Genomic DNA, 16401 nt, shown 5'->3' with positions numbered 1-16401 from the left:
CCGCCGCCGCGACGAGCCGCTCCCCGCACGGCTCCGCCCCTGGAAGCAGCCCGAACAGAACCGATCACGCCCTCAAGATCTGCTGCTGCAGTACAAGGTAGTCGGTCCAGTTCTGTTGGGCGAACTTGGCCCACCGGAGGGTCGTGGCGGCCGAGAGCCCGAAGAGGTCGCTGACCACGATCGGTGGCAGCTCGGTGATGGCATTGATCATTGCCGTGTTGTATGCCGCACGGGTGGGGAGTTCGTGGTTCCGCAGCCGTTTGATGAGGTGGCTGGCGCTCAGAGGGCGACCTGCGTGTCGACCAGGGAAGGTAGTCGGGCCCGGAAGACGCGCGGGGCTTGAGCATCGAGCTGGCCTACGGGCTGGCTATGTGGGCCTTGATGAGCCGGGCCAGCGTCGGAGGCAGCAGCACAGGGTGGCTATCGATGGTGAGGAAGGCGTCGGCATCGTTCAGTTGGAACGGGGAGGTGGTGATCTCTTTGATGCGCGAGATGGGGAGTGCGTAAAGGCGGATCAGGGCTCCCACGATGCGGAGTTCTCGGGGCAGAGCCTCGTCTGTGAGGCATCTCCGCAGCTGTTGCTCGTGCTCGTCGTCCGTCTGGAAGTTCGCAGCGAATCCCTTGCGGGCGAGTTGTGTATCGAGCGGTCGGGTCAGTTTTCGCTTCGTGAGCCATCGGACGAAGGAGTGGACGGCTTGCCGTCGGGTGGGGTTCTGCGTGAGCCACAGATCCAGGTCCTCTTGGTGCAGGTCCAGGAGGATGAGCTGGTGCTGGTCGAGCCAGTTCAGCAAGAGGATTGCAGCTCGGATGTTGTCACGGTTGGCCTTCGCGGCGCCAAGAGTGTGACGTCCGCGCTCCGCTCGGCGGCGTGCGTCCTTGATGACGTGCCATTCCGCGAAGGGGCTGACGATCCGGGACTGGTGTGGGGGCAGGGCTTCGAGGGTGGCTCTCGCCCAGAGCTCGAGCCGGGCAAAGGTCTCGTGGCGTTCGGGGAGGGCTCCGGTCATGATGAGGTGGTGCCAGACGTTGCGGGTGACCGGTCGAGGAGCCCATGACTGATCTCGGTTTACTCCGTGGTGAGTTCGTCGAGAAGTCCAGCCGCGGCGCTGCTCCGCAGCCAGCTCATGACCGACCAGGGCTTCTCTGCCTGGGTGAGCGCGTTGGCAAGGGGCAGGAACGGCGGAGCGATCGTGCCATCGGGTCCTGCGAGAAGGTGGGTGACTCGGTCGGTGATGGCACAACGGGTGCATCGGCCGTTGGCGTAGATGTCTCCGGGGTAGCCACATTGTCTGCAGGTCGTGTGCAGGTCAGGGCGTCCGCTGCAGGGGCCGCAGAGGTCCCCGTCCTCCGAGGTGCGTCCTGCGGCTATGCGGGTGTTGCCGCATTCGACGCAGGTTCGGGGGTTGCGTCGGCGGTGGTGGTAGAAGGTGCTGCAGAGCGCGCCGACCGGGTAGGTCGCGGTCACAGGCTTGGACTTGCCGCAGTCAGCGCGGGTCCTTGGCGTCCGTGGCTGGCAGCTGTGACAGAGGAAGGTGCCGCCTCTGCGAACAGCGCCTCGGCGTTGATGGCCGCACGCCTCACAGGTCGCGATGTGGTGGCGCAAGCACGGCTCGCAGATGTCAGGGCTCGTGTCCGTTGCGGATCTTGATGGTGGTGGTCTGTCCGCAGATGCCGCATGGGCGCGTCGGCCGTTCGTAGCAGCGGGGGCAGATCGGGCCGGCGTCTGTGATGGTGCGGGCGCGGGCGACGGTGCCGCAGTGGATGCAGGTGCGTTTGGGCGGGGGCTGCAGGAGGAACAGAGGTGCGTGCCGTCCGGGCGCCGACTGGTGGGGCGAAGTCGCTGGCAGCGTTCGCACTGACGGTGGTTGACGGGGTCCTTCTGGAAACAGGAGCGGCAGACCGGGCCGTCTGCCGTACGGCTGTGAATGCGCGTTTGACGTTCACATTGGGTGCACTGCTGAAGGCGGTCACGTTCGATGCACCAGTTACAGAGACGCCCAACGGGCGAGTTACGAGGCCACGGGTCACCGGTGCGTCCGCAGCGTGCGCAGCGTGCGCAGGCGAGCCTGGTGACCGCGAAGCCTGCTGCGGCCAGTCCCAGCAGGAGCCTGGGAAGAGCTGCCGGGCTGTGGGATATCGGTGCGGTGAGCGCGTGAGGGTGTTCGGCCAGGTGGGCGGCCAGAGCTCGGGCGGGCCGAGGTTCCTAGGCGTTGGCTGCCCCCAGGATGCGCTGGGCGTCGCTGGAGGTGAGTTGTGATCCGGCAACGGCCTGGATGTGGCGTACCAAGTCGGCTGTGCGGCTTGCCAGTTCGGCCTGGTGGCGCCGCGCTTGAGGTCTGGCCCGGCTGGGTCGGCTCACTGAGTCGCTCACGTGCCGGGGCGGCGGACGACCGTCCGGCGCGGTTGTGTGGGAGGGGCGATGTCGGAGTCACCGCCAGCGGTCCTGCGGACCTGAACGGTTGAAGACTTCGGGCTTGATGAGGTCGTTGGGTGTGCAGTCGAGGATGTCGCAGAGGGCTACCAGGGTGTCCATGCTCATGCGCTGCGGGGCCTGGGTGACCAGGCGGTAGACCTGTTCACGCGAGAGCTGGATGCCGCGTTCGGCAAGCAGGGGAACCAGGTCGGTGGTCTGGAACATGCCGCGTTCGGCCATCAGCTGACGCAGCTGCCAGTGGTATCCCATCTTCTTACGAGTTGGTGCGTGATAGCGGGTGAGGCGTGTTTGCCCTGCTCACGGCTGTTCTCAGGTGGTGGCGGTGCGGTCGGATACGAGGCTGGCGATGGCGCGGTAGGTGTCGGGGAGTCGGTCGCGGCGGTGGGTCCAGCGCGTCAGTTGCTTCCAGCGTTTATGGTCGGCGAGGGCGTGTTCGACGGTGATGCGGTCGGAGGAGTGCCCGTGACGGTCGCGTTCCCACTGCTCGACTCTGCCGGGCAATGCTCCCGGCCGCGGTTTTCTGGGCGGTGTGATCGCTTGGCCACGGTGGTCGCGGCTCAGGCCGAGGTAGCCGTCGTCCAGGAGGACTTCGACGTCGGGGAAGTGCCGGAAGCAGACGGCGATGCCTTCGTTGCGGGCGGCCGTGGCGTCGTGCATACGCCCAGGTCGCAGGGCGTCGGTCCATAACGTGCGGCCTCGCCAGTCGGCGATCACGGTGGCCTTCATCGTGTTCTGCTTCTTCTTGCCCGAGACGAAGGCACGGCGTCCGCCGCGGCTGGCCGGTGGCCGGCGGACCTGGATCTCGGTGGCGTCCAGCCGCAGCTCGACGCCTTCGGCCTGGGCATAGGCAAATACATCCGTCAGCGTCCGAAGCCGCAGGCCGGGACGGTCGGGAACCGCGCACCCCCGCTCCGCCAGGAGCGTGCGCACCTCTCCGATGGCCCGGGTGACGGTGGAACGGTCGACACCGAACAGCAGCCCCAGCACCGAGTGCGGCAGGTCGTGCCGCAGATGGATCAGCGTGGCCACCAGCCTGTCGACGAACACCAGCTGATGGCTGGCGCCGGCACCCGCGGCCCGCTTCCTGGCCCCGCCCCGCGCCGCATGGCGACGACCTTCGACCCTGGCCTGCCACGGCTCGGCCAACTCTTCGACCAGGCACGCAAGATGAGACCGAGAGAGCCCCGTGAACAGCCTATGCGCCAGCACCGCCCGATTGACCATGACCACCACAGCGGGATCATGCCATCCACCTGGCACGACACCTCACCCGCTATCACGCACCAACTCGTTAATCACGCGGTCACGTCCCAGACCTCGACCAGTCGGTTCTTCAGTGCCGCCTCCAGCAGGTTGTTGCCGTACTCGTTCGACACTCCTAATGGTGGAGTCGGGTATTGGAACTGTCTGAATGCCCCCCGGTCTCGGGCGCATGCGCTGCACCCCGACCGCGGTGGCACTCGCCTGTGTGGACATGCCAGGAATCAGTCAGACCTGTTCAAAGTGGAATGCCTTGATGAAGCAGTCGCGAGGCTGGGCGACGGCGAAGAGGATGCACTCCACGAGTGACTGCGCCGTGAGGGCGTTCTTGGCCTCGCGTGGTGTGGTCTCCCATTCCTCGGAGAGCGGGTCAGGGTTGTCGAAGTCGGGCGGGTAGAGGGAGATCACCCGGACTCCCTGCGGCCGCAGGCGCTTGGAGAGGATCTCGGCGAACCCTGTCTGGGCGCTCTTGGCTGCGTAGAAGGCTTCGTGGGCGTCCGAGCGGTGATGACCGGCCGTTCCGCAGGCGGAAACCATGGTGACCACGTCCGGCTTGTCCGAGTTGAGTAGGAGAGGGAGGAAGTTCTTCACGGTCAGGACGGTGCCGGTGGCGCCGGATGCGATGGTGTCGATGACGTCGGCGTCGGAGGCGGATTGGAGATCTGGGCTTTCGAGGTAGCGGGAGCCGTTGTTGATCAGCACGTCGATGTGGTCGGTGCGCTGGGTGACGTCAGCAGCGAAGTCGCGGATCGAGGCGGGGTCCGTCAGATCGCAGGCGAAGGCGTGGACCTGTTGGTGCCCTCGGCCGCGAATCTCGTCGCGGACATGCTCAGCGGCGGCGAGAGTGCGCGCGGAAAGGAAGACCTCGGCGCCGAGGTCCGCGAGATGGATGGCCAAAGTGCGCCCGAAATCGCGGCCGGCGGCGGTGATGACCACGCGGTGGCTGTCGAATCTCATGTCGGTAGTCCTGGTTCGTGCATCGGATGTTGTGGTGAAGTGCGGCGGCTGACCTCGGCTGCGTAGGCGGCCCAGTCTCCGGCGGCGGCTCGCTGCCATTTGACGGCGACGGTGATGTCGATACCGAGGGTGCGGGCGAGGACGGCGGCGGGCAGGTCGGTGGCGAGCTGGAACAGGGCAGTCGAGCGGGCCTGGGCGAGGCGGATGCCGAGTTTGCGGAGCCGTTCGCCCATGGCCCAGGCACTGATCGGGCGGCCGGGCTGGCCCCCGGGGAAGAGCCAGCGTGAATCTGTGCGGCCGAGGACGGCATGGCTGCGGCGGGCCGCGACCTGCTGGAGGGCCAGCTCAGCAACGGGTGCGGGAAGCTCGACCGGGACGGCGCCGAGGCGGATGCGGACCGCTCCGTCCGTCTCCTCGATCTGCTCGACGGTGAGCCGGGAGATCGTCGCGGGCCACTGGGCGTAGAGGAGCAACAGCAGGCCGGCGAGACGGTCTTCGGACTTGAGGGTGTCATCGTGCAGCAGGCGGCGGGCGGTGTGCCAGCGGGCCTCGTCGTCCATGGGCTGGGAGGGGCCATTCCATCGTTCGGCCGGGAAGGTGAGATCGCGGGCGATCTTCTGGGAGAGGGCCCAGCGCACGAAGTGGCCTGCCTCCTGGCGGTGGCGGACGTCGTCGCTGGTCATCCAGCGCTCAAGGTCGGTCTGCTGGCAAGTGGCAAGGGTCAGGTTCTGATCCCCAAGCCAGTTCAGGAGATAGACGGCTGCCCGCAGGTGTTGCCGAGCGACCTGGAGCTGGTTGTGCGTGGTCTCCTTGCCGCGGCTGCGTCGGCGAAGCCGGCGCAGGAGGTGCCAGGTTGCGTACCGGTGCAGGATTCTCCGTCCCTCGGCGGTCGTGTGGGAGGTGACGAGGTCCTTCACGTGCCGTTCGAGACGGGCCATCTGCTCATCCCTCCGCGGCAGGGTGCCGGTGGCGACGAGGACGCTGCGGATGTGTTCGACGACCTTTCCTTCGGGGAGTTCGTCCAGGGCTTCGTGGGTAAGGGGACGGCGGCCGGAGCCGAGGTCGGACAGGACGGTGGAGACGATGCCGCCGGAGAGCCAGCGCATCGCCGTGGCGGCCCGTTCGGTGCCGGCCAGGGCCTGCAGTTTCGTGGGTATGGCGCCGGTGTCATCGGCGAGAAGCTCGTGGAGCCGCTGTTTGAGGGTGCAGTGAGGGCACGGACCCGGAGCTTGCAGCCGTTCGGCTTGCCCGCAGGCGGGACAGGGGCGCCAGAGCTCGGCGTCCGGTTTGGTGCAGGGACCGCAGACGGGGGCGTCGGTGGTCCCGGAGTGGATGCCGCGGAGTCGCCCGCAGATGGTGCAGTGAGCCGGTCGCCGGTCACAGCCGCCGCAGCGGGGCAGGCCGGTGAGCTTCGAGAGCGTGCAGGGTGCGGTGCGGCCGCAGATCGAGCAGAGCAGCAATGGCAAGGGACGGCAGTTCGGGCAGATCGGTCCGTCAGTGGTGCGGCAACTGACCATGCGTGACTCGCCGCAGACAGTGCAGGTCTCCCGGTTTGCCGGGTCTCTGATCAGGCAGCCCGGACACAGGGGTCGTCCCTGGGCGTCGCGGGTGGCTGGTTCGCGCCGAGCACCGCAGCGTACGCATTCTTCGATGCGGGACTTGGCGATGCAGTTGCGGCAGACCCGCTGCCCGTCGAGCGGCTTGTCGATGCGCACCACCCGGTGGCAGCGAGGGCAGGCCGGGCGGACGATCTCGGTGACGCCGGCCTCGTGCAGCAGGTCGATGAACCGAAGGATGGCGCGATGCGGTGCGAGATATCCCTCCCCGTTCAGCAGAGGGTTCTCCTCCAGGGCCCAGACCAGGCTCTGCCGATAGTGGGGACGGTGGGGTGCCGACTGGTGGAGGGCATCGGCGATCACGTCACGGTCGGCGTCCGGGGTGATCCCGGTGATCACCTCGTAGATGACGTCGACCGGGTCGCGGTCGTCGTTGTCGGGACACATCTTGCAGCGCAGCAGGCCCTTGCGGTCCCGGAAGGCGACGCGCCGGACGGTGCCGCAGGCGACGCACTCAGCGGTCTCCTGTCCACAGACCGAGCAGTACCAGTCCTGGCCCTGGCGTTGGAGGGTTCGCAGCTTCTTGCCGCACTCGACGCAGACCGGCGGAGAGATCTCCGAGGCGCCTGCCTTGCGGAGCTCGATGAGCAGATCGCCGATGGCCCGGGGTGCCGGGGACCGGCCGTCGATCAGGACGGAGGGCCGCATCGCCAGGGCCGCAGCCAGGCGCCGTGACTTCGCGCGGCCGCCTGCGACCGCGGCGACCACGGCCCGGATGGTCTCCGCGCTGAGTTGCTTCTCGACGTCGGCGACGAGGTCGGTGATCAGGCCGGTCGGGTCGGCGACGGCGCGGCCGAGGTCGAGATGGTAAGCGGTGGTCATGGCCGGTCAACACCCCTGATCCGGGCCCGCTTTGGCCGCAGCCCACCAAGCCCCTCTGCATCGGACGCCGAGCCGCCTCCGGCGGCAGCTCTCTTTGGCTTCTTCACCGCGCCGGCCGCCGCGACGGGCTCGATGAGGTCGTCCATGGTGCAGTCGAGGATGTCGAGCAGGGCCATGAGGATCTTGAGGCTCAGTCGCTCAGGTCGCTCGACGACGAGCCGGTAGACCTGGCTCGACGACAAGGTGATGCCGCGTTCGGCGAGCGGAGGGATGAGGTCGGTGGTGGAGAACAACCCGCGGCCGGCCATGACCTTGCGCAGGTGCCAGTGGTAGTCGAGCTTGGCGGCCATCGCCGGATCCCTCCTGCCAGGCCCCGGCGAACGCCGGGGCCAGTGCCTTGTGCAGGGAAGTGTTCATGAAGTCGTCGCTGACGTGCGTATAGATGGCCAGGGAGCTGTCGCACTCGTGGCCGACCTGCTGCTGGATGAAGCGCCGATCGACCCCGTCCTCGGTCAGATGGGTGACGTAAGAATGCCGGATTGAGTGGGGAGTCAGGTCCTTTGGGAGCTTCAGAGCGTCCCGATATGCCTCGAACCGGTCGTTGATGCTGCCAGGCTGGAGGCGGCCCCCGCGCTCGGTGATCCACAGAGCCGGGTGGTCGGAGAATCCGAAGCGCGGCCGGGCGTTCTCGACGTAGTCGGCGACAGCCTCGACGGCCCAGTCCATCACCGACAGCACGTTCCGCCGCCGCGGCGGCTGGCCCTTCTTCGCCTTGCCGTAGCGGACGTTGAGCGTGCCGTACCGGCCGAACTGCCGGGCCTGCGGGTTGCGTCCGAAGTCGACCACGTCCAGCTTGGACGTCTCGGTCCGGCGAAGACCCCACCCGTAGATGACCTTGAAGAGAGTGGCGTCCCGGTAAGTGGCGAGGGCTCCCTTGCGCTTGGCCTTCACGTCTCGTGCGACTTGGTCGTCGGAGTAGTCGAGGAAGCGCTGCAACTCTTCCCGCGTGAACGGCCGCGCCTCTGGATCGCCCTCGTAATCCTGCAGGTGAGGGAGGGCATTCCACTCATGGCAGATCGCCACTGGGAAAGCGCCGAAGGCTTCATCGCATGCCGTGCCCCAGCCGTAGCGGGCGTCGATGAGGAGCTCGGTGAACAGCCGAACGGTGCCCTGGTAGCTGCGGATCGTGGAGGGCGCCAAGTGCCTCTCGCCCGTCAACCATGCCGACCACTCGTCCAGGTGGGCAGGCGTCCACTGCCACGGGTACTCGTTCGCGAACTCAAGGAACCGGCGGATCAGCCGTTCCCTCGGGTCGATCGTGTCGTCCCTCAGCCCTCGCGACTTCTGCTGAGCCCGCCAGCCCCTCAGCATCGCGTCCTCCGGACGCAGCTGAACCACACCGGAAACGAGCTCCATATGAGCCGCCCCGGCCAGGGCCACCGTGCGCTGATGCACCACTCCAGGCCATCCCTTCTGGAGAGCAGATCATGCATCAGAAGGGCTCGTCTGGGCAACAGCCCTGCTCAGGCTGCCAGTTTGTAGAGGCTGAGGAACCCTTCCGTTTCCCGCCGTGACCACGTGACCTGCGACTTCGCGCCCGTTTGATGCAATTCCCGAGGGTTCATATAGATCGCCGTCGTGGATGCGTGAGAGTGCCCGACCTGCTCTTGGACGAATCGTGCTGGATATCCGAACTCGGTGAGATGGGTGATGTAGCTGTGGCGAAGGCAGTGCAGGTCCAGATCGGGATCCAGCCCGGCCGCCTCGCGTGCGGCGGTGAAGGCGGAGTTGATCGAGCGAGGCGACAGGCGCCCCGCGCGCTCGGTGACCCACAGCGCCGGGTGGCGTCCCGGGACCAGGCGCGGGGGGCGTATCTCGGCCTGCCAGTGCTTCAGGACCTCGACCACCCAGTCCTTCTCCGGGACGGTCAGGACCATGCGCCGCTTGGGAGGAGCGCCCCGTTCTCAGCTGACGAGATGAGTTGATCGCCCGTGTAGCGCCGCTGCATGCGGTTCGCCCGGTTCGGCAACGAGAGACGCGACCCCTGATGATCAAGGTTGTCGAAGCCTTTGATCACGAACAGGGGTCGCGTTCGCGTGCCATCTTCCCTGATCGGTGTCCTGCAGCGCCACTGCGAGGACATCGACGCCGCCTGCCCGGATCCGCAGCAGTTCACCTCCCTGGCCGAGGTGCTGGGGCGGATACCCGATCCCCGCCGGGTCCGGGGACGCCGCTACCGCTTGGGCTCCCTGCTCGCGCTGTGCCTGGTCGCCGTCCTCGGCGGAGCCACGTCCCTGGCCGCCATCGCCCGCTTCGCTGTCGATACCGACTACGACCTGCGCGAACAACTCGGGCTCACCTCCAGTACACCGAACGCCTCCACACGGGGACGGCTCCTCGCCCGCCTGAACGGCGACACCCTCGACGACGCCGTGGGCGCCTGGCTCGCCCGGTACGCCACCGACCCGGTCGACGAACCCGGCGACACGCTGGTCGGCCTGGCCGTCGACGGCAAGACGGTGCGCGGATCCCGCACCGACGGCGCAGCCGTCCACCTGCTCGCCGCCGCGCTCCACGCCTGCCAGACCGTGATCGCCCAACGCCAGATCGCCGCGAAGAGCAACGAAATACCCGCCTTCGCCCCGCTGCTGGACCGGATCAACCTGAGCGGCGTCGTCGTCACCGCCGATGCGATGCACACCCAGCGCGCCCACGCCGAACACGTCATCACCGCCGGCGGCCACTACCTCCTGGTGGTCAAGGGGAACCAGAAGAAGCTGCGCAAGCAACTGCGGGGCCTGCCCTGGCACCAGATCCCGCTGCAGGCCCGCACCACCGGGGCCGGGCACGGCCGCCGCGTGAAGGTCTGCACCGCCCGTCCCGGCCTACTCTTCCCACACGCCGTCCAGGCCATGGAGGTCAAGCGCCGCCGCACCCACCGCAAGACCGGCAAGGTCGAAACGAAGACCGTCTACGCGGTCACCAGCCTCCCACCCGAACAGGCCGGCCCGGCGCAACTCGCCGAACTCATTCAGAACCACTGGTCAGTTGAGGCCCTGCACCACGTCAGAGACGTGACGTTCGGCGAAGACGCCTCGCGAGTACGCACCGGCACCGCACCCCGCGCCATGGCCACCCTGCGCAACCTCGCCATCGGACTCATGCGCCAAGCAGGCTGGACCAACATCGCCGCCGCAGCCGATCACTACCGGTCACGCCCCCAGCACGCGACAGCCATGCTCCGGCTCACAGCCTGAGAACGCATCGCCCCTGGGAGCGCCCTTCGACGACTTGCCGAAGCGCACCATCATCGAACCAAAGTTCCCAAAGTCCGGCGATTGCCTGTTGCGCCGCAGGTCCACGAGGTCCAGACGCGACGCTTCGGTTCGCCGTATGCCGAAGGCGTAGACCGTCTTGATAACGGCCGCGTCCCTCATCGCTGTGAGAACGCCTGTGCGTCCCTGGTCGCGGATCTTGGAAGGCAGGGCATCAGCGGCATCGAACAGGGCCTTGAGCTGACCCGAGTTTCGTAGAGTCCGGTGATCGTGTTTCAAGCGGACTGCGGGGTGGCTTCCTGTTGTCGCCACCAGTCGCGTTCGTACTCGGCGGGTGGTACGTAGTCGAGGGCGGAGTGGAGCCGTTCCTCGTTGTACCAGGTGACCCATTGGAAGATCGCACGCTCGACCTGGTCGACGTCCCGCCACGGTCCTTGCATCTCGATCAGCTCAGCCTTGAAGGTGCCGTTCAGCGCCTCGGCCATCGCGTTGTCGTAGCTGTCCGCGACTGAGCCGACCGACGCTGAAGCCCCGATCTCGGACAGCCTCTCGGTATACCGGATTGATACGTATTGCGACCCGCGGTCGCTGTGATGAATGAGGCCGGAGTCCTTCTTGATCCGGCGTCTCCACAATGCCATCTCCAGTGCGTCCAAAGGCAGTTCGGTCCGCATGTGGTTCGCGACCTGCCAGCCGACAATCATCCGTGAGTACACGTCCAGGACGAACGCCACGTACGCCCAGCCGGACCAGGTGCGCACATACGTCATGTCCGCCACCCACAGCTGATCCGGCCTCGAGGCCGTGAAGTCGCGGTCGACCAGGTCCGGGGGCCTGGGTGTCGACGGCTCAGGCACGGTGGTCCGCCGCCGCTGACCGCGGATGACGCCCTCCATGCCCAACTCAGCCATCAGCCGCTCGACGGTGCAGCGGGCCACCTGTACACCCTTGCGCCTGAGCGCGCGGGTGATCCGGCGGACGCCGTAGGTGCCGCCGGACTCGGCATGGACCTGTTCGATCAGCGGGATGAGCTGCTCGTCGCGCAGCCGGCGGGCCGACTTCGGCCGCTTCTTGCGCGCGTAGTACGCCGACTCCGAAAGCCCAGCACCCGGCAGGCGAACCCGACCCCGAGGCCCTTGTCCCTGAGGTGCTCGATCACCTGGTCGGCCTCGTCCGGGGACGGTCGAGTTCCGCCGCAAAAAACGCGCTCGCGGCTTTGAGGATCTCGTTCGCCCGCCTCAACTCCGCTACTTCTTTGCGGAGTTGCTTCAGTTCCTCGTGCTCGGCGGTGGTCAGCCGGTCGTCGCGTTCGCCGGCGTCCGCCTCGGCCTGGCGGACCCAGCCGCGCAGGGCCTCCTTGTGGATTCCCAGGTCCTTCGCGACATGAGCGATCGGACGGCCCGTGGTGCGGACCTCGCGCACGGCCCGCTCGCGGAGCTCGTCCGGATATTTACGTGGTGCTGGCACTGCTCGTGGTTCTCCTTCGGGCCAGGATCATAAGCCTGGCTTCAGGGACTCCACGAATCCGGGGTCAGCTCACGTCACGATCTACCACATGGAAGTTCCAGGACAGCTCGATCATCGTCGCCTCCCCCGGTCTTGGCAGTCCCAGCCTTCACCTCCTTCCGCAGTGTGCCGGGGCCAAGGTCAAGCCCGAGAACCTGATCGGTATGGGCGACAACGGAGCAGCCTTCATCTTCAACCGAAACGCCTAGGCGGTCTCCAAAAGGCCCGCCCGAGGCCGCGGGGAAGAATCTGAGGGAACGAGATCTGCTCCGCGTCGGCCGGTTCTCCCCGCCGCGGGCCATCGGCCTGGCCGGACCTTTCGGCCGCACTCAGGCGGCCGGTTCCGTGAACTGAACATGGCGCCGGGCACCTTCAGGCGGCACTCCACTCAGATCGGCCGCAAGCTGCGGGCCAACAGGCTCCGCTCAAGGCGCAGATGAGCGTCGTGACCGGCGAACTGCCCCTGCCCGACCTCCTGTCGGCGCCGGCGCTGTTCGACGAGATGGGCAGGCTGCTGCTGCGGGCCTACGCCCTGCGACACGCGGCGAGCGCCATCGCCATCGCCAGGCATGCCGGGATCGACCAGTTCGACATCCCAGGCAGCACCGCCCGACTCTTGGCGAAGGCGGGTGCGGACAACGGGACCCGCCTGATCCGCCTCCGCCGCACCTACGGGTTGCTAACTACCGTCGACGTATCCACACCGCCTCCGACGTGACCCGGACCCCGTGATGACCGCGCACTGGAGCATCCCCGACGCCGACCGGCCCTTCGTAGACAGGGCGCGTAGCCCTCCCCCCGTCGAAGCATCCGGCCCAGCCGGTGGCTTTCGGACGGTGCTTCCCGGCATTCTGCTCTCCGCGCTCATCACCCGGCTGTACTCACCGCACGCGGAGGCTGCTCGTGTCCGCGGCCGTCAACCGGCCGGGCTGTGCGCGGGCTGAGGCTTGCCGAGCATCTGGCAGGTGGCGGCTTCGACGAGGGCCTTGTTCGCGGTGGCGGCCTTCTCTTCCTTGATGCCGAAGTTCGTGCTGGTGAAGACGGCGACGCTGCGGGTGCCGGTGGCGTCCGTGTAGATCTCGCTGGAGTAGCCGGGCAGGCCGCCCGTGTGGCCCCAGACGGTGCCGCAGACCGTGTCCACCCGCATCAACCCCAGTCCGTAGCCGCCGCCTTCCTCGGGCGCGTCCACGGTGGTCCGCATGTGCTTCAGCTGGGGTTCGGGCAGCAGCTCACCGGAGTTCAGCGCGGTGAGGAAGGTCTGCCAGTCCGCCGCGGTGGAGACCATGCCGCCTGCCGCCCAGGACCAGCTCGGGTCGATGGCGGAGGTGTCGACGTTGTGGCCGGGACGGTCGGCTCCGACGAATCCGACGCCGTCGGGCAGGTCCACGGTCGCGGAGAGGATCTTCTTCAGCCGCGCGGCGTCCGGCTCGTAGCCGGTGACATGCTCGTTGTCGCTGTTTTCTCCGGTGTCCCATTCCGCGTCCGTGGCGAGGTAGGAGTCCTTCATGCCCAGCGGCTTGGTGATCTTCTGCTCGATCAGCTCGGCCAGACTGCTCCCGGTGGCCTTCTCGAGGATCAGCCCCAGGGCCTCGTAATTGGCGTTGCTGTAGGAGTACGTCTCGCCGGGCTCGGTCGGCGGGCCCTGCTGGGGGGTGATGGCGAGCAGTTCCCGCGGGGTCCAGGTGCGCTTCTCCTGGCCGGTGAGGGAGGGCAGGAACTGCGGGGTCAGCAAGAAGTCGCCGAGGCCGCTGGTGTGGTTGAGCAGCATCCGTACGGTGATGTGCTCACCGCCCTCGACCAGGCCGGGCAGCCACTTCTCGACCGTGTCGTCGAGGCTGATCCTCTGCTGGGCGACCTGTTGCAGGACGAGGGTCGCGGTGACCGTCTTGGTGTTGGACCCGACTCGGAACCGGTCGCCGACGGCGAGGCGGTGGTCGTCCTTGGTCCAGGCGGCCTGCTTGGCGATCTCGACGGGCTTCCCGTCGCCGGTGTCGACGCGGACGATGACGCCCAGGGAGCCGGTGTCTGCCGCCTGCTGCGCGAGGCGGGCCAGCCGCGCGTCGGCCGCCGGGCTCGCCGCGCTCTGCCCGGCCGCCGGTTCGGCCTCGTCCGAGCAGCTCGCGAGCGCCGCGCCCAGACAGGTCGTCAAGGCCATGGTCAGCGCTGCGCGGCGTATTCGGTGGCGGCGGGACAGTGTGGATGCGGACATGGCAGTTCCCTTCGGCGCGTGACGATGTGCTGCGTGCGTCGAGGGACCGGACAATCGCCTGATGAGCGGCCTTTCGGCGGGTCCCGCGCACACCATCCATTCAGTCAGTGGCGCGCTCCGGGTACATCGCTCGATGGCGGGCTTTCCACCGGCGTGGGGTCACTCCAAGGAGTGACCCCACGGGGTGAGGCGCCACGCCGGCCCGCCGTCCGACCGGGCAGGTCAGGGCAGGGTGTTCCTCGCCAGCACCGCCGCCTGTGCCCGGCTCTGGCAGCCGGTCTTCGTGAGCACGCGGCTGACGTGCGTCTTGACCGTGTGCAGGCTGACGACGAGGCGGTCGGCGATCTCGGCGTTGCTCAGACCGTCCCGGATCAGACGCAGCACGTCGGCCTCCCGCTGGGTGAGGTCCCTCAGACGGGCCAGCTCCTGATCGCTGGGCAGGCGCCGACCGCTGAGGTGGCCCTCGATGATCCGCTGGGTCACCGCGGGGCTCAGCGCGCTGTGCCCGGCCGCCGCGGCGCGCACGGCCGCACCCAGCTCTTCGAACGAACTGTTCTTCAGAAGGAAGCCGGAGGCCCCGGCCGCCAGCGCATCGTCGACGTAGGCATCCAGGTCGAACGTGGTCAGCATGAGCACCCGGCTGCGCCCCGGCCCGAGCAGGCCCCGGCGGCGCAGCTCGGCCAGCGCCCACAGGCCGTCGCGGCGCGGCATCCGGATGTCCATCACCAGCACATCCGGCCGCAGCCGCGCGCACACCTCGACGGCTTCCTCACCGTCGTTCGCGGTGCCCGCCACGGTGACGTCCGCCTGGCTGTCCAGGATCGCGCTCAGCCCGGCGCGGATGACCGGCTCGTCGTCCACGACGAGCACGCGGATCTGCTCAGGCATCCGCACGCTCCCACGGCATCGTCGCCGCGACGCGGAAACCGCCGTCACGCGTGGGGCCCACGGTGAGTTCGCCGCCCAGCGCGCTCATCCGTTTCTCCATGTGCACCAGGCCGAGCCCGACGCCGGCGCCGGCCGCGGCCCGCCGCATCCCCCGGTCGTTCACGATCTCGCACCGCAGCTCTCCGTCGTCTGTGTCGCGGACGGTCACCCTGACGGGCGCTCCGGGCGCGTGCCGACGGGCGTTGACCAGTGCCTCCTGCACCACGCGGTACACCGCCAGCTGGATCGCCCCCGGCACGGACCGCGGCGCGACGTCCATCGTCAGCTCGACCGTTCCGTCCGCGGCCCGGTGGCCGGCCAGCAACGCGTCCAGCTCACCGAGGCCAGGCACGGGCTGAAGCGGGACGGCGTCCACGGGGTCGCGCAGCATCCGCAGCAGGTCACGCAGCTCGCCGCTGCTCTGCCGGCCCGCCGCGGCCAGTCCGTCGACCTGGGCACGGGCCCAGTCGGGCAGTTCGCCGCCGCGGGCCCGCAGCGTCTCCGCGTGCACGACGAGCAGAGTCAGCGAGTGCGCGACCACGTCGTGCATCTCACCGGCGATCCTTGTCCGCTCGCGTTGCGTGGCCTGTGCCGCCTCCAGGACCTGTGCCCGGCGCGCGTCGGCCGCCCGCCGCTCGGCCGCGGCCAGCAGCTCCTGCCGGGTGCGCGCGGCGAAGCCCATCGCCCAGGCCAGCGGCATCGGGGCCAGCGCGGCGAGCACGTCAAGGCCGCCCCGGAAGTCGCCGGAGTCGGTCGTCATCCGGTTCAGCCACAGACCGGCCACGCTGAGCACGCCGGCGCAGAAGACCGCCGGCACGGTCCGCCGCCGGCTCGCGCCGTGGTGGCCAAGGTTGTAGAGCAGCACCGCCGGCGGCAGAAAGACCAGAGGTGACAGCTTGGCCCCCTGGCCCGCGCTCCCCACCAGCGCCGCCAGAAGAGCCCCGAAGCCCACGACGAAGGCGGTGGCCGGCAGACGGCGCCGTAGCAGCAGGACCACCACGCCCACCGCCTCGTACGCCATGAGCGATACCCACGCCGGCCCGGAAGTGTCCACGTACGGCTGCGACAGCAGCGCCGGCACAAACGTCAGTACGACCAGCCCGGCATCGGCACCCCACCCGGGCCACCTGCCGTCCCTCACTCTCATCCGTCCGACAATACGACCTTGCGCACCGGCGTTCGTCACTCCAAAGAGCCACTTCACGTCACCTCACAGAACTCGTCGCGGCGACGACACCGAAAGCCGTCACGGACGTCCATGGCGGTCCGGTGTTCCATCCCGCTGGGTCGTGTCCGCGACGTCAGGGGAGCCAGCCGGTAAGCGGCGGAAAGGATGGTGATGGCGACCCTCGCGATGGGTCTGCCCGCGTATCCGTGAAAGCCGCGGTCGATCAC

12 protein-coding genes and 3 pseudogenes are annotated in these 16401 nt (G+C 68.3%); 2 read left to right on the top strand and 13 right to left on the bottom strand.

Features of this window, described 5'->3' with window-relative positions; genetic code table 11:
* Nucleotides 1–64: 64 nt before the first annotated feature.
* The 9 genes and pseudogenes from DDJ31_RS31245 to DDJ31_RS31205 all read right to left on the bottom strand — a co-directional run.
* Nucleotides 65–211, bottom strand: a complete 147-nt coding sequence (locus DDJ31_RS31245) for a hypothetical protein (protein WP_164784864.1) — start codon at nt 209–211, stop codon at nt 65–67.
* A 145-nt stretch (nt 212–356) separates the two neighbouring features.
* A complete protein-coding gene (locus DDJ31_RS31240; RefSeq protein ID WP_127177057.1) occupies nt 357–1007 on the bottom strand; it encodes a hypothetical protein in 651 nt (216 codons plus the stop codon).
* 1360 nt (nt 1008–2367) lie between these two features.
* Nucleotides 2368–2683, bottom strand: a pseudogene (locus DDJ31_RS31235) (helix-turn-helix domain-containing protein).
* A 60-nt stretch (nt 2684–2743) separates the two neighbouring features.
* Nucleotides 2744–3658: a transposase family protein gene (locus DDJ31_RS31230; RefSeq protein WP_171481016.1), complete on the bottom strand. Its 915-nt coding sequence runs from the start codon at nt 3656–3658 to the stop codon at nt 2744–2746.
* 264 nt (nt 3659–3922) lie between these two features.
* The gene (locus DDJ31_RS31225; protein WP_127177058.1) at nt 3923–4651 is read right to left on the bottom strand and encodes an SDR family oxidoreductase; all 729 of its coding nucleotides are present in this window, start codon (nt 4649–4651) and stop codon (nt 3923–3925) included.
* Nucleotides 4648–7089: a hypothetical protein gene (locus tag DDJ31_RS31220; protein ID WP_127177059.1), complete on the bottom strand. Its 2442-nt coding sequence runs from the start codon at nt 7087–7089 to the stop codon at nt 4648–4650. Before DDJ31_RS31220 ends, DDJ31_RS31225 begins: the two co-directional genes overlap by 4 nt.
* Entirely contained in the window at nt 7086–7397 is a 312-nt protein-coding gene (locus tag DDJ31_RS31215; RefSeq protein ID WP_240678380.1) for a helix-turn-helix domain-containing protein, read from the bottom strand. Before DDJ31_RS31215 ends, DDJ31_RS31220 begins: the two co-directional genes overlap by 4 nt.
* Nucleotides 7288–8547 (bottom strand): tyrosine-type recombinase/integrase, encoded by a 1260-nt coding sequence (locus tag DDJ31_RS31210; RefSeq protein WP_240678004.1) that lies wholly within the window; start codon nt 8545–8547, stop codon nt 7288–7290. Before DDJ31_RS31210 ends, DDJ31_RS31215 begins: the two co-directional genes overlap by 110 nt.
* Nucleotides 8548–8711: 164 nt before the next feature.
* Nucleotides 8712–9050 (bottom strand): annotated as a pseudogene (locus tag DDJ31_RS31205) (tyrosine-type recombinase/integrase); the annotation flags it as partial.
* Nucleotides 9051–9185: 135 nt separating this feature from the next.
* On the opposite strand from DDJ31_RS31205, the gene DDJ31_RS31200 reads away from it, so the two are divergent.
* Nucleotides 9186–10346 (top strand): ISAs1 family transposase, encoded by a 1161-nt coding sequence (locus DDJ31_RS31200; protein ID WP_240678005.1) that lies wholly within the window; start codon nt 9186–9188, stop codon nt 10344–10346.
* A gap of 293 nt (nt 10347–10639) precedes the next feature.
* Here the strand turns inward: DDJ31_RS31200 and DDJ31_RS31195 are convergent.
* Nucleotides 10640–11831 (bottom strand): annotated as a pseudogene (locus DDJ31_RS31195) (IS3 family transposase).
* Nucleotides 11832–12306: 475 nt separating this feature from the next.
* On the opposite strand from DDJ31_RS31195, the gene DDJ31_RS31190 reads away from it, so the two are divergent.
* Entirely contained in the window at nt 12307–12588 is a 282-nt protein-coding gene (locus DDJ31_RS31190) for a hypothetical protein (RefSeq protein ID WP_127177061.1), read from the top strand.
* Between the two features lie 198 nt (nt 12589–12786).
* On the opposite strand, the gene DDJ31_RS31185 is transcribed toward DDJ31_RS31190, so the two are convergent.
* The 3 genes from DDJ31_RS31185 to DDJ31_RS31175 all read right to left on the bottom strand — a co-directional run bounded on the left by DDJ31_RS31185 (nt 12787) and on the right by DDJ31_RS31175 (nt 16153).
* On the bottom strand, nt 12787–14025 hold the full coding sequence (locus DDJ31_RS31185) for a serine hydrolase domain-containing protein (RefSeq protein ID WP_127182521.1): 1239 nt from the start codon (nt 14023–14025) through the stop codon (nt 12787–12789).
* A 276-nt stretch (nt 14026–14301) separates the two neighbouring features.
* Complete coding sequence (locus DDJ31_RS31180) at nt 14302–14967, bottom strand: response regulator (RefSeq protein ID WP_164784865.1); 666 nt, start codon at nt 14965–14967, stop codon at nt 14302–14304.
* Nucleotides 14960–16153: a sensor histidine kinase gene (locus DDJ31_RS31175; RefSeq protein WP_127177063.1), complete on the bottom strand. Its 1194-nt coding sequence runs from the start codon at nt 16151–16153 to the stop codon at nt 14960–14962. The genes DDJ31_RS31180 and DDJ31_RS31175 overlap by 8 nt, the downstream gene beginning before the upstream one ends.
* Between the last annotated feature and the right edge of the window lie 248 nt (nt 16154–16401).

Source organism: Streptomyces griseoviridis (assembly GCF_005222485.1).
In the GTDB taxonomy this organism is placed as follows: Bacteria; Actinomycetota; Actinomycetes; order Streptomycetales; family Streptomycetaceae; genus Streptomyces; species Streptomyces hintoniae.
Note: the sequence above shows the minus strand (reverse complement) of the source record. Positions and strands in the feature narration are given on the sequence as shown.

Excerpts from the sequence above, each read along its gene's own strand:
- DDJ31_RS31245 (WP_164784864.1), bottom strand. The coding sequence starts at position 211 with ATGATCAATGCCATCACCGAGCTGCCACCGATCGTGGTCAGCGACCTC.
- DDJ31_RS31240 (WP_127177057.1), bottom strand. The coding sequence starts at position 1,007 with ATGACCGGAGCCCTCCCCGAACGCCACGAGACCTTTGCCCGGCTCGAG.
- DDJ31_RS31230 (WP_171481016.1), bottom strand. The coding sequence starts at position 3,658 with ATGGTCAATCGGGCGGTGCTGGCGCATAGGCTGTTCACGGGGCTCTCT.
- DDJ31_RS31225 (WP_127177058.1), bottom strand. The coding sequence starts at position 4,651 with ATGAGATTCGACAGCCACCGCGTGGTCATCACCGCCGCCGGCCGCGAT.
- DDJ31_RS31220 (WP_127177059.1), bottom strand. The coding sequence starts at position 7,089 with ATGACCACCGCTTACCATCTCGACCTCGGCCGCGCCGTCGCCGACCCG.
- DDJ31_RS31215 (WP_240678380.1), bottom strand. The coding sequence starts at position 7,397 with ATGGCCGGCCGCGGGTTGTTCTCCACCACCGACCTCATCCCTCCGCTC.
- DDJ31_RS31190 (WP_127177061.1), top strand. The coding sequence starts at position 12,307 with ATGAGCGTCGTGACCGGCGAACTGCCCCTGCCCGACCTCCTGTCGGCG.
- DDJ31_RS31185 (WP_127182521.1), bottom strand. The coding sequence starts at position 14,025 with ATGGCCTTGACGACCTGTCTGGGCGCGGCGCTCGCGAGCTGCTCGGAC.
- DDJ31_RS31180 (WP_164784865.1), bottom strand. The coding sequence starts at position 14,967 with ATGCCTGAGCAGATCCGCGTGCTCGTCGTGGACGACGAGCCGGTCATC.
- DDJ31_RS31175 (WP_127177063.1), bottom strand. The coding sequence starts at position 16,153 with ATGAGAGTGAGGGACGGCAGGTGGCCCGGGTGGGGTGCCGATGCCGGG.